This is a genomic window from Pantoea sp. UBA6567 (assembly GCF_002434165.1).
GTDB lineage: Bacteria > Pseudomonadota > Gammaproteobacteria > Enterobacterales > Enterobacteriaceae > Pantoea > Pantoea eucrina.
Map to the genome: position 1 here is coordinate 1,013,638 of NZ_DJJN01000006.1, position 12,580 is coordinate 1,026,217.

The window sequence follows — 12,580 nt, forward strand, 5'->3', positions numbered from 1 at the left end:
GAACGCCCACTGCCATGATGCTCGATATTTATACGCTGTTTGTTTGCGAGCTTTATGTGCTGGGGTTTCTGAGCATCATTATGATATTTGCCTGGGTCGGCGCTCAGTACGATCGCGTGCTGGGCTTTACCACGCTGACCCTGATCCTGACGCTGTGCGCGGTGTTTCTCAGCAGCCTGCGCAGTGCCGGCCTGCAGTTTCTTCCGATTGCGCTGGGCAATGTCATAGTTATGCTGGCTTATGGTACGCTGCTGTGCGCATTTCGTACTTTCTGTAAACGACCCGCTGGCCTGCTGTGGCCCGGTGGCGCGCTGCTCTGGGCGCTGCTTTGCCTGCTGCCCGATTTCTATCACAGTCAGCCACTGCGGGTGCTGGTGCTCTGCCTGCTCTGCATACTCTACACTGCAGCGTTTATCACTCTGCTGTGGCGCGCGCGCAGCATGCTGAAAGTGACGTTCTGGCCTGCGCAGACGCTGCTGTGGATCCATCTCGGCTTTCATCTTGCGCGAATTTTTCTCGATGACGCCGTGGCCAGCCGCCTGCCGGGCGCCATTGGCGGCTCGGGTTTCTCGATTTACGTGATCCTTGAGTCGATTCTGTTTGTGATTGGCCTGACCTTTACCCTGCTGGCCATGGTTAATGAACGGTCGCAGGTGGCGCACAGGCTGGCGTCACTGCGCGATCCGCTGACCGGCACATGGAACCGGCGCGCGCTGTTTGAGCAGGCGGATAATGTGCTGCGGCGGCGGGTCAGAATCTCCTCTGCCGCCGGGTTTAGCGCGGTGCTGTTCGATCTTGACCATTTTAAGAGTATTAACGACCGCTACGGCCACCTGCAGGGTGACCGGGTGTTAATCGACTTTTGTCAGATAGCTGAGGCGCAAATGCCGGCAGAGAGCTATTTCGCCCGACTTGGCGGCGAGGAGTTTGCCGCGCTGGTGACAGGCGACAGTGCACAGGTGCAGCGCGTGTGCGAAGCTATTCGCGTGGCAACGCAGCGGTCGCAGCCGGCCGGCATTGGTTATACCGTCAGCATTGGCTATGCCCCGGCCGATCCGGCTGTCAGCCAGTTTCCGGCACTGCTGGCGCTGGCTGATGAAGCGCTCTATCGCGCCAAAGCCCACGGCCGCAACCGGACAGAGTGCTACATTGCCCGGCCACAGCCGGTTACTGAAGTGGCGATTTAATGTGGCGTATGGTTACGGCGACAGCGGACGTCACCATGGTGACGATGCCAGTAATAGCGATCTTCAATCTTCTCCCGGCCACTGACGCGGGCGCCCGCCAGCCACAACAGCGCCCCGATAAAGATGCCAAACATGGCTCCACTGGCCAGCAGAGGCGGCATATTCACTGACGGCAGCTGATTGATCACGGATGAGGCGACGCCTGCAACCATGGTCAGCAGTCCCAGACACATCAGGCTATTGCCTATAACGCGGCATTGATGACGTTTCATGAATCACCTCCATCCTTATGAGCAAAGTAAAAAACCGCACATAACGTTAACCTGTCATAAGTTTAGGCAATGATAGCGGGACATTTTGCGCCCAGGATCACACTACACAATGTGCAAATGACAAAAATTTACCTGCAGCACCTTGTTTTATATAGAAATTGACTAATCACACTCTGACACTACTTTTGCCTGACAATCTTTGTCATCCCTCTTAGCAGACAGTAAACTAGCCACCTTTCTGCAGGAGAACAGGATAACTATTGTGAGCAGCATTAAACTGATTGTGGGACTGGCAAATCCCGGTGCCGAATATGCGGCGACGCGTCATAACGCCGGCGCGTGGTATCTGGATCTGCTGGCCAGCCGCCATAATCAGGCGCTAAAAGAGGAGCCTAAATTCTTTGGCTATACGGCGCGCCTGGCTCTGGCCGGGAATGATGTGCGGCTGCTGGTGCCGACCACCTATATGAATCTCAGTGGTAAAGCGGTGGCGGCAATGGCCACGTTTTACCGCATTACGCCTGAAGAGATTCTGGTGGCGCATGATGAGATGGATCTGCCGCCGGGCGTTGCCAAATTTAAACAGGGCGGCGGGCACGGCGGGCATAACGGCCTGAAAGACATTATCAGCAAGCTGGGTAACAACAATAATTTTCACCGTTTACGCGTAGGTATTGGTCATCCTGGCGATCGCAACAAGGTGACCGGATTTGTGCTGGGGAAACCGCCGGCCAGCGAGCAGAAGCTGATTGATGACGCGGTTGATGAAGCGGTGCGCTGCACGGAGCTATGGCTGAAAGAGGATAAGATTAAAGCGATGAATCGTCTGCACGCTTTCAAAGCGGGCTAAGGCAATTCCCGCGCCGCGCCGGGCAATTCTGTGTATAATGCGCGAAATTTTTTGAATCAGGCGTACCGCCCGGCGGTGTGCCACCCTCAGTGAGAAAGGTAATCAGATCATGGGATTTAAATGCGGTATCGTGGGCCTGCCAAACGTTGGTAAATCTACCCTGTTTAACGCGCTGACCAAAGCGGGTATCGAAGCAGCGAACTTTCCGTTCTGCACCATCGAGCCAAACACTGGCGTAGTACCGATGCCCGATCTGCGCCTCGATCAGCTGAGCGAGATTGTTAAACCCCAGCGCGTGGTGCCTACCACCATGGAGTTCGTGGATATTGCCGGACTGGTAAAAGGCGCATCGAAAGGCGAAGGCCTCGGCAACCAGTTCCTGACCAACATCCGTGAAACTGAAGCGATTGGTCACGTAGTGCGCTGCTTTGAGAATGAGAACATTATTCACGTCTCAGGCAAAGTTAACCCGGCGGAGGATATTGATATCATCAATACTGAGCTGGCGCTTTCTGACCTTGATACCTGTGAGCGCGCCATCCAGCGCTGCCAGAAAAAAGCCAAAGGCGGTGATAAAGACGCGAAAGCGGAGCTGGCTGCGCTGGAGAAGTGCCTGCCACACCTGGAAAACGCCGGTATGCTGCGTGCCCTGAAGCTGGACGCTGATGAAAAAGCCGCTATTCGCTACCTGAGCTTCCTGACGCTGAAGCCCACCATGTACATCGCCAACGTCAATGAAGATGGCTTTGAGAACAACCCGTACCTTGACCAGGTACGCGCTATTGCTGAAGCAGAAGGCTCGGTAGTGGTGCCGGTGTGTGCTGCCGTTGAATCTGACATCGCTGAGCTGGATGATGAAGAGCGCGATGAGTTTATGGCTGAGCTGGGTCTGGAAGAGCCAGGTCTGAACCGCGTGATCCGCGCCGGTTACGCGCTGCTGAACCTGCAGACTTACTTCACCGCTGGCGTTAAAGAAGTGCGCGCCTGGACCATCCCGGTAGGCGCCACTGCCCCACAGGCCGCCGGTAAAATTCACACCGATTTTGAAAAAGGTTTTATCCGTGCGCAAACCATCGCCTTTGATGACTTCATCACCTATAAAGGTGAGCAGGGTGCCAAAGAAGCGGGCAAAATGCGTTCCGAAGGCAAAGAGTACATCGTTAAAGATGGCGATGTGATGAACTTCCTGTTCAACGTCTGATGACCCCGGCTGGTTCGCGGGATCACCGTTAATCTCGCGAAGCTAAGCAACTGCTTTCAAATCCACGCTCCGGCGTGGATTTTTTTATGGCGGCTTATGCCATTACCGTCAGGCAGTCACCGGCGATAGCCAACCATTGATAATGTAATTCATTATCATTATTATCGCGGGCATAAACTTTACGGATCAGCGTTTTTAAACGAGAAAGGGTTAGATGAAAAACGTCATTTGTGCATTTGCTTTACTGTTTACTGCCGCCAGTCAAGTCGCTGCTGCCCCCTACCCGCTGACCATCGAAAACTGTGGCTATAAAGAGACGTTTACCAAGGCGCCGGAGCGCGTGGTTGCGCTGGGACAGAACACCACGGAGATCCTGCTGCTGCTCGGGCTGCAGGATAAGATTGTTGCCAGCGCTTTCTGGCCGACAAAAGTGCTGCCGCAGCTGGCGAAGCAGAACGCCGGAATCAAAACGCTGACCGTGGAGATCCCGACGCTGGAATCGATTCTGGCGCAGAACCCGGACTTTGTACCGGCGCAGGCGCCGCTGCTGCTCGGTCCGGAAAGCAAGGTCGCAAAGCGTGAAGATTTTGCCACGCTGGGGCTGAACAGCTATATGTCGCCCGGCATGTGCGCCACCAAAAAAGGCGCGGGTGATATGTACGGCAGTCGTCAGAAATTGTGGGACATGACTTATCTGTATCAAGAGATTGACGATTTCTCACGTATCTTCAATGTGGAAGATCGCGGTCAGGCGCTGATTGCGGATTTCAGACAGCGTGAAGCCGCACTGCGTGAAACCTTCAGTAAAAACAAGCGTAACCTCTCTTTTGTCTTCTGGTTCTCCAGCTCCTCCCCTGCGGCAGACGCCTATGTGGGCGGCAAAAACAGCGCTTCCGGTTTCATTGCCAGCGTGCTGGGCGGGCATAACGCCATTACTACCGAGACCGAGTGGCCTACCGTGGGCTGGGAGAGCATTATTGCTGCCAACCCGGATGTGATTGTTGTCTCCAGCCTCGATCGTAACCGCTGGACGCTGGACAGCGCCGAAGAGAAGATTAAATTCCTTAAGAGCGACCCGGCGGTAAGCCAGCTGGATGCGGTGAAAAAAGGGCATATCGTGGTCATGGATGGCCAGGCGATGAACCCGACTATCCGCACCATCTACGGCGCGGAGCAGGTGGCAGAGCAGCTGCGTAAGCTGGGGCTGAATTAATGCCCTCCGCTGTTACCGCCGTGCGGCAGACGCTGATGCTCAGCGTGACCACAGCAGCGGCGCTGCTGCTTCTGACCCTGGTCATTGCGCTGGGGATCAGCGTGGGCGAACTCCCGGTGCCGCTCAGAAGCGTGTTTTACGCGTTCAGCAACCGTCTGGGCCTGACGGCAGAGCCGCTCAATCGAATTTATGAGAGCGTGATCTGGGACTTCCGGCTTAGCCGGGCGCTGGTTGCCGCCTGCTGCGGCGCGGGTCTCGCCATCTGCGGCGCAGTGCTGCAGAGCCTGCTGAAAAACGCGCTGGCGGAGCCTTACGTGCTGGGCGTATCGGCGGGCGCCTCTACCGGCGCGGTGGCCATTGTTATTCTGGGTCTCGGCACCGGCGCTGTTTCGCTCTCGGCGGGGGCGTTTGCCGGCGCCTTTGCCGCGTTTGCGTTTGTCGCTTTTCTCACTAAGGGCGCGCGCAGCGGCAATGAACGCACCATCCTCGCCGGCGTCGCGGCCTCTCAGCTGTTTAATGCCGTGACCGCCTACACCATCAGCACGTCAGCCAGCGCCCAGCAGGCGCGTGACGTGATGTTCTGGTTACTGGGCAGTTTTAGCGGCGTGCGCTGGCCGGAATTTCAGCTGGTGCTGATTGTGGTGCTGCTGGGGCTGGCGATCTGTCTCTGGTACGCGCGCGCACTGGATGCGTTTACCTTTGGTGATGATGCCGCCGCGTCGCTGGGTATCGCCGTACCGCGGGTGCGCCTGATCCTGTTTACCACTACCGCACTGATCACCGCCACCATTGTCAGCATGGCCGGCTCGATCGGCTTTGTCGGCCTGGTTGTGCCGCACGTGATGCGCTTTTTCTTCGGCCCGCTGCATCGCACCCTGCTGCTCGCGTGCGCGCTGGCGGGAGCGATTCTGATGGTGCTGGCGGATATCGCCTCGCGCCTGCTGATTGCGCCGCAAAGCCTGCCGGTAGGCGTGGTTACTGCGCTGGTCGGCGTTCCTTTCTTCGCCATCATCATTTACCGCTCAGGAAATAAACCATGAGTATTTGCGCTGAAAATATTACGTGGAAAGTGGGCAGGAAAGTCATTGTTAATGATGTCTCGCTGAACGTAGCGCGCGGAGAGACCGTGGGCCTGCTGGGGCCAAACGGCTCCGGTAAATCGTCGCTGCTGCGCGTGCTGGCGGGCCTGCGGCGTCCGCATGCAGGACAGGTCACGCTGGATGGCAACGATATCCGCTTTATCGCCAAAAAAGCGCTGGCGCGCCGGGTGGCCTTTGTTGAGCAGCACGGGATGACGGAGGCCAATATGCGCGTGCGCGACGTGGTGAAACTGGGACGTATTCCACATCACTCCCCTTTCTCCAGCTGGAGTGCGCAGGATGACGCCGCGGTGCTGGCGGCGCTGCAGCGCGTGGATATGGTAGAGAAAAGTGAACAGGGCTGGCAGAGCCTCTCCGGGGGTGAACGGCAGCGGGTGCATATTGCGCGGGCGCTGGCGCAGATGCCGAGCGAAATTCTGCTGGACGAGCCGACCAACCACCTCGATATTCATCACCAGATGCAGTTAATGAAACTGATCAGCGAACTGCCGGTGACCAGCATCGTCGCAATACACGATCTCAATCACGCCTCGATGTTTTGCGATACGCTGATTGTGATGCAGCAGGGAGAGATTGTTGCCACCGGCACGCCGCAGGCGATTCTGAATGAGGATCTGCTGTGGGATGTTTTCCGCGTGCGGGCAAAAATTGAAAACTCCCCTTACCACAGCGGTAAACACATTCACTATATCGCCTGACGGAAACCTTCATGTCTGTGCCCCGGCCCGCCACGCGGCTCTGGCTGCCTCTGCTGCCGGGCTGCCAGTTTATTTTCAACCTTGGCTTTTACGCCGTGGTGCCTTTCCTGGCCATTTTTTTGCGCGACGATCTGGCGCTCTCCGGCACGCTTGTCGGGCTGATACTGGGACTGCGCACCTTCTGTCAGCAGGGTATGTTTCTGCTCGGCGGCGCGCTCTCCGATCGCTTTGGTGCCCGGCGTGTGGTGCTGGCAGGCTGCATGGTGCGTATCAGCGGCTATCTGCTGCTGGCAGGCAGTGAATCTTTAACGCCGGTTATCATGGGTGCCTGTCTGACCGGTATTGGCGGCGCGCTGTTTTCGCCCTCTATTGAAGCGCTGCTGGCGAAAGCGGGTACGCAGAGTGAAGCTGAAGGTAAACGCAGCCGGGCAGAGTGGTTCGCCCTGTTTGCCGTCTGCGGTGAACTGGGTGCCGTTATCGGTCCGGCCGCGGGCGCGCTGCTGACCGGCTACGGTTTTCGCCAGATCGCCTATGCCGGCGCGGCGGTATTTGTGCTGGCGATGATTGTGCTCTTTTTCACCCTGCCCGCCGCGCCAGTACGCCGCGCTTCGCTGCAGATCGTGCCGTGGTGGCGCACCTTTCACCAGCCGCGCTTTGTAGCATTTATTATCGCTTACAGCAGTTGGCTGCTGAGCTATAACCAGCTCTATCTGGCCTTGCCGGTGGAGATCCAGCGCGCCGGCGGTCAGGAGAGCGATCTGGCGCCGCTGTTTATGCTGGCCTCGCTGCTGATCATTACGCTGCAGCTGCCGCTGGCGCGTCTCGCCCGCCACACCGGCGCGGCGCGGGTTGTGCCGTGGGGCTTTGCGCTGATTACCGTGGCATTTCTCAGCGTGGCGCTGTGTGCTGATGCTACTCCCGCCGCGGGCTGGCTACGCCTGCTGCCCGCAGCAGCTTTTGTCACGCTGCTGACGCTGGGACAGATGCTGCTGGTGCCGGCGGCAAAAGACCTGGTGCCGTGGTTTGCGGAGCCGTCATCGCTAGGCGCGCACTATGGCGCCCTGGCCACTGCCGGTGGCGTGGCGGTGTTGCTGGGTAACGTCCTGCTGGGAGGCGTGCTGGAACAGGCGCGCGAACCCTCAGAGGCGGCACGGCTGCCGTGGCTACTGCTGGCGCTGTTTCCTCTCGCCAGCGCGATTGCCATGCGCATTATCTGTGCGCCATTGCGCAAAGCGTGACCTGCGGCCGGACGCGCTGCTCTCCTGCGTTCCGCACTGTGCCACAACGGGCGGATGCCCCCCTTCACGCTTTGATGAATATTGTCCTCAGCGCTGACTATTCCGCTTGCCAGAGCATGCAGCAATGTGTATTTTTATGCATTAAATTTGCATAAATTACGCATCTTGTCCCTTCTCCAGGAGAATCACTATGTTTACCCGTTCAGCCCTGCTGGGCTTAGTGCTGGCACTGTCAGCCACGGCGGCGCAGGCCGTTACCTATGTTGTCGGCTCTGGCGGCACTTACCGTCCGTTCGAATTTGAAAACGCGCAGAAGCAGCTGGAAGGGTTTGATATCGACATTATCAAGGCCGTCGCCAAAGCGGAAAATTTTGATATTAAGCTGGTCAATACCCCGTGGGAAGGCATCTTTGCCACACTCAATTCGGGCGATCGCGACATCATTATCTCCGGCATTACCATCACCGATAAGCGCAAACAGATGGTGGATTTCTCCGCGCCCTACTTCCCGGCTGAACAGGCTATTGTGGTACCGGAAACCGCCAGCGTATCGTCACTGGCGTCGCTGAAGAACCTGAACGTAGGCGTGGTGAACTCCAGTACCGGCGATATCGTGGTCTCCGATGTGCTGGGCAAAAACAGCACGGCGATTAAACGTTTTGATAATACGCCGCTGATGCTGCAGGAGCTGTATGAAGATGGTATTGGCGCGGCCGTGGGGGATGTTGGCGTGGTGAAATACTACATAAAAACGCATCCGGAAAAGCAGTTCAAACTGGTTTCTGATAACAAGTTTGAGCGCCAGTATTTCGGCATCGCGGTAGCAAAAGGCAACGATGAATTACGCAGCAAGATCAACGCCGGCCTGCAAAAAATCATTGCCGACGGCACCTATGCGAAAATTTACGCGACCTGGTTCGACAGCAACGTTCCTGCTCTTCCCGCGCAGTAATTTTCCCGTCGCCGCGCGCTCGCGCGGCACAATAAGGACGTTTTTATGACTGGCTTCCGCTGGGAAATCATCGGGGAATATATGCCGCTGTTTATCGACGGCGCGATGATGACCCTCAAATGCACGCTTATCTGTGTGATCACGGGCACCCTGTGGGGCCTGACGCTCGGCTTAGGCCGCCTGGCGTCGGCGCCGCACGGCCCGTGGAAATATATACTGCATTACGGCATTCAGTGGCCGGTGCGCATCTATATCAGCGCTTTTCGCGGCACGCCGCTGTTCGTGCAGATTATGGTCGTGCACTTTGCGCTGATCCCGCTATTTATCAATCCGCGCGACGGCGTGCTGGTGGCGAACGGCATTATGCCGGCAGAGTTTGCCCGCGAGCTGCGCGCCAACTACGGCGCTTTTCTTTCCTGCGTTGTGGCCATCACTCTTAATGCAGGCGCTTACGTATCAGAGATTTTTCGCGCCGGGATCCAGTCGATCGATCGCGGCCAGATGGAAGCGTCGCGATCGCTCGGCATGCCATATGGTCGCACTATGCGCAGAGTGATCCTGCCGCAGGCGTTTCGCCGCATGCTGCCGCCGCTCGGCAACAACGCGATCGCTATTGTTAAGGATTCATCGCTGGCGTCAGCGATCGGCCTCGCCGATCTGGCGTATGCTGCCCGTACGGTTTCAGGCGCCTATGCGACTTACTGGGAGCCCTATCTGGTGATTTCGCTGGTGTACTGGGTATTCACCTTCCTGCTGTCGCTGCTGGTTCGTTACATGGAAAAGAGGTTTGGCAAAAGTGATCCACGTTGAAAACTTGCAGAAAAACTTTGGTGAAAACCAGGTGCTGAACGGCATCAGCTGTGACATTCCGGCGCAGGAAGTATTGTGCGTTATCGGTCCGTCCGGCTCCGGTAAAAGCACCTTCCTGCGCTGCCTGAACGGGCTTGAAAGCATTGACGGCGGTCGCGTGGTGGTGAACGGATTTGAGGTACAGGATCCCAAAACCCGCATCAATACGCTGCGCCAACACGTGGGTATGGTGTTTCAGCGCTTCAATCTGTTCCCGCACATGACGGTGCTGGAAAACCTGATTATGGCGCCGATGGATGTGCGCAAACTGTCGCGCCAGCAGGCCACAGAGCAGGCTAAAGCGCTGCTGGAGAAGGTGGGCTTAACCGATAAGATGCACGCCTGGCCAAACAGCTTATCCGGCGGCCAGCAGCAGCGCGTTGCTATTGCACGGGCGCTGGCGATGGAGCCGGAGATCATGCTGTTCGATGAGCCGACCTCCGCGCTCGACCCTGAGCTGGTCGGCGAGGTGCTGAGCGTCATGAAAATGCTGGCGCAGGAAGGCATGACTATGGTGATTGTCACGCATGAAATGGGGTTTGCGCGCGAAGTGGCAGATCGCGTGATGTTTATGGATCAGGGGATCATTCAGGAGCTGGACACGCCGGATGTGCTGTTCACCCGGCCGCAAAATCCGCGTACTCAGGCGTTTCTCAGCAAAGTGCTGGGGTGATACTGCTCCGGTAATAACAAAAATCCACGCCGCAGCGTGGATTTTTTCTGTCTGCTATCCGCTTATTTAAGCGCCAGCGCATTTTTTAGTGTGAAGAACAGATCGGTCTGATCGGTCAGCCCCACCACGTTTGCCGCGTGCGGTCCGTAAGCAGCAATGCGCAGCTGAGCACCGGTATGCTCCTGCGAATCCTCTTCCGAGTTGCCGTAGCTGATGGTCATTACCGCACCATCTTTCGTGTTCAGCGCCTGGGTCAGGCCCGGGGCTTTGGTGCCGTTCTCAACAATCTGACTGCTGTGCGCGTGGTCGGCGGTGACCACCACCAGCGTATCGCCATGTTCGCGGGCATAGGCCAGCGCCACCTGGACCGCTTCGTCGAGATCGACCGTTTCGCCAATCTGGCCGCACGGATTAGCCGCGTGATCCTGTTTATCGATTGAAGCGCCCTCGACCTGCAGGAAGAACCCTTTCTCATTTTTGCTCAGCAGGTCGATCGCTTTTGTTGTCATCTGCGCCAGCGTCGGCACCGATGCCGGACGATCCTGATTAACCTTACAGGTCACCACCGGTTTATCGATGTTGCCATGATAACTGGCTTTGGGACCCTGCCAGCGCACCGGCATATTGCCCGGCGCAAACAGCCCCAGCAGAGGCTGCTGCTGGGTGGCCTGCTGTACCGCGTTCATTGCGTCCAGGTTTTCTACCAGCTGATAGCCGCGCGCCTGCGCCTGCTCATACAGCGTTTTGCCTTTATAGTCGCCTGCTTTAGCCACCTCGTTAAAGCTCTTTGCACCGCCGCCCAGGACCACATCCGGCCGGGTCAGCAGCATTTGCTCGGTAATTGAGCCGCGGCCGCCCTGCTCTAAGGCGTTGCCCGGGCAGAGTTCGCTGGTTTTCTCCGGGCCGTAGCATTTGCGTGAGGTAACATGCGCCATCAGTGCCGCTGGCGTAGCATCCTGCAGTTCGGCAGTAGAGACATTACCCGTTGCTTTGCCGGCCGCTTTAGCCAGCTCAAGCAGCGTGATTTGATCCTTGCCATTGACGTCGACGCCAATCGCCCCGTTATAGGATTTGGTGCCTGTAGCCCACGCGGTGGCGGACGCGGCAGAGTCAGTGACGTAAGAGGGTTTATGCGTTTTTTTATCCAGCGAATAGTGCGTGTACTGCCCGGTAAGCGGAAGCGCATCAATACCGGCAAAAAAGCCGCCCGCTCCCACTGCAAGGTTACGTGCCGCGGTGATCTCAGAGTCACCCATGCCGTCGCCGATCAGTAAAATGACATTTTTCGCCGTCTGATTACTCAGCGAGGCTTTCAGCGCCTCAGTCTGATCGCTGCTCAGCCGACGCGCGCCACCATGCTGCGTCAAATCGCCAGTTGCTGCTCTATTGTATGTTGTAACATCTGCCACCGCGGAGGTGGCAATCAGCGAAGCCAGCAGTGAAACCGTCAGCAGAGGTAAGTGTTTCATTCTTCAGCATCCTTATCAGTGAGACAACCCGGTTATTTTCGCTGCCAAGTCTGCGTCAGCGGGATGACATTTTTGTGTCAGACGCGCAACGTTTCTATGACAATCGCCGCGAAGCGAACAGGGTTAATACAATCTGCGCAGAGCTTAAGCAGATAGAAAAAAAGGAGAAAATAGCGCTTGACCCTTTTCAGCTAACTCCCTATAGTAGCGCCCCGTTGACCCAGTGCGGTTAGCAAAAAAATATGTGGTGAGGTGTCCGAGTGGCTGAAGGAGCACGCCTGGAAAGTGTGTATACGGCAACGTATCGGGGGTTCGAATCCCCCTCTCACCGCCACAAATTTGAAGAAGAGCCTGAACTCACGTTCAGGCTTTTTTTTTGCATATTGCACAGTGAGAGGGGTATGAGAACCTCCGACCGGGTTCGACGGTGAACTCTGTTCACCGGACAGCGGAGCCTGCGACGCTGCCCGCAGGGTGAGCGAAGCGAATCAATCCCCCTCTCACCGCCACAAATTTGAAGAAGAGCCTGAACTCACGTTCAGGCTTTTTTTTTGCATATTGCACAGGGAGAGGGGTATGAGAACCTCCGACCGGGTTCGACAGTGACATCATGACCTTCAGACATGAGCTCACATACAGCTTTTGAGATGGCGCAAGCGACCAACTCAGCCCTTCCGTGATCATTTTCCCTATATCTTCATGCTTCGTGACTGCCTGCGCTAACACATGGTACGGCTAATTGATGTGATTACTATTTGCTCAGGCAATGTCAGGCTTAATGGCGCCTTCATACAGGAGGCCATAAGCGACAGTACAAAATGAATTTTCCATGCTGGATCGCTATCATTCTAATGATTGCATTCGCCGGCGCAGGTAGT

At 56.8% G+C, this 12,580-nt stretch carries 12 protein-coding genes, 1 tRNA gene and 1 other RNA gene; 12 read left to right on the forward strand and 2 right to left on the reverse strand.

What is annotated here, in order from left to right; genetic code table 11:
• Positions 1-14 precede the first annotated feature (14 nt).
• On the forward strand, positions 15-1,187 hold the full coding sequence (locus tag B4M48_RS10845; protein ID WP_288656668.1) for a GGDEF domain-containing protein: 1,173 nt from the start codon (positions 15-17) through the stop codon (positions 1,185-1,187).
• Here B4M48_RS10845 and ychH read toward each other — a convergent pair.
• Complete coding sequence (gene ychH, locus B4M48_RS10850; protein ID WP_071668907.1) at positions 1,184-1,459, reverse strand: stress-induced protein YchH; 276 nt, start codon at positions 1,457-1,459, stop codon at positions 1,184-1,186. The genes B4M48_RS10845 and ychH overlap by 4 nt on opposite strands.
• A 262-nt stretch (positions 1,460-1,721) precedes the next feature.
• Here ychH and pth point away from each other — a divergent pair, with 262 nt between their 5' ends.
• The 9 genes from pth to B4M48_RS10895 all read left to right on the forward strand — a co-directional run bounded on the left by pth (position 1,722) and on the right by B4M48_RS10895 (position 10,233).
• Positions 1,722-2,309 (forward strand): aminoacyl-tRNA hydrolase, encoded by a 588-nt coding sequence (pth, locus tag B4M48_RS10855; protein ID WP_039384967.1) that lies wholly within the window; start codon positions 1,722-1,724, stop codon positions 2,307-2,309.
• Positions 2,310-2,418: 109 nt separating this feature from the next.
• Positions 2,419-3,510, forward strand: coding sequence for a redox-regulated ATPase YchF (gene ychF / locus B4M48_RS10860; protein ID WP_039384969.1), 1,092 nt, complete (start codon positions 2,419-2,421; stop codon positions 3,508-3,510).
• A gap of 214 nt (positions 3,511-3,724) precedes the next feature.
• The gene (locus tag B4M48_RS10865) at positions 3,725-4,723 is read left to right on the forward strand and encodes an ABC transporter substrate-binding protein (protein ID WP_039384973.1); all 999 of its coding nucleotides are present in this window, start codon (positions 3,725-3,727) and stop codon (positions 4,721-4,723) included.
• A 35-nt stretch (positions 4,724-4,758) separates the two neighbouring features.
• On the forward strand, positions 4,759-5,763 hold the full coding sequence (locus B4M48_RS10870; RefSeq protein ID WP_369826786.1) for a FecCD family ABC transporter permease: 1,005 nt from the start codon (positions 4,759-4,761) through the stop codon (positions 5,761-5,763).
• On the forward strand, positions 5,760-6,521 hold the full coding sequence (locus B4M48_RS10875) for an ABC transporter ATP-binding protein (RefSeq protein ID WP_039384982.1): 762 nt from the start codon (positions 5,760-5,762) through the stop codon (positions 6,519-6,521). The genes B4M48_RS10870 and B4M48_RS10875 overlap by 4 nt, the downstream gene beginning before the upstream one ends.
• Before the next feature lie 11 nt (positions 6,522-6,532).
• On the forward strand, positions 6,533-7,759 hold the full coding sequence (locus B4M48_RS10880) for an MDR family MFS transporter (RefSeq protein ID WP_071668909.1): 1,227 nt from the start codon (positions 6,533-6,535) through the stop codon (positions 7,757-7,759).
• A gap of 190 nt (positions 7,760-7,949) precedes the next feature.
• Positions 7,950-8,711: a basic amino acid ABC transporter substrate-binding protein gene (locus tag B4M48_RS10885; RefSeq protein ID WP_071668910.1), complete on the forward strand. Its 762-nt coding sequence runs from the start codon at positions 7,950-7,952 to the stop codon at positions 8,709-8,711.
• Positions 8,712-8,756: 45 nt separating this feature from the next.
• A complete protein-coding gene (locus B4M48_RS10890; protein ID WP_039384993.1) occupies positions 8,757-9,521 on the forward strand; it encodes an amino acid ABC transporter permease in 765 nt (254 codons plus the stop codon).
• Positions 9,508-10,233, forward strand: a complete 726-nt coding sequence (locus B4M48_RS10895; protein ID WP_094111097.1) for an amino acid ABC transporter ATP-binding protein — start codon at positions 9,508-9,510, stop codon at positions 10,231-10,233. The genes B4M48_RS10890 and B4M48_RS10895 overlap by 14 nt, the downstream gene beginning before the upstream one ends.
• A gap of 62 nt (positions 10,234-10,295) precedes the next feature.
• Here B4M48_RS10895 and phoA read toward each other — a convergent pair whose 3' ends face one another.
• Positions 10,296-11,702, reverse strand: a complete 1,407-nt coding sequence (gene phoA, locus B4M48_RS10900; protein WP_039384994.1) for an alkaline phosphatase — start codon at positions 11,700-11,702, stop codon at positions 10,296-10,298.
• A 246-nt stretch (positions 11,703-11,948) separates the two neighbouring features.
• Between phoA and B4M48_RS10905 the strand changes: the two genes are divergently transcribed.
• Both B4M48_RS10905 and B4M48_RS10910 read left to right on the forward strand, forming a co-directional pair.
• Positions 11,949-12,036: transfer RNA gene (locus tag B4M48_RS10905), tRNA-Ser, on the forward strand.
• 46 nt (positions 12,037-12,082) lie between these two features.
• Positions 12,083-12,211: non-coding RNA, RtT sRNA (locus B4M48_RS10910), on the forward strand.
• Positions 12,212-12,580: the final 369 nt, after the last annotated feature.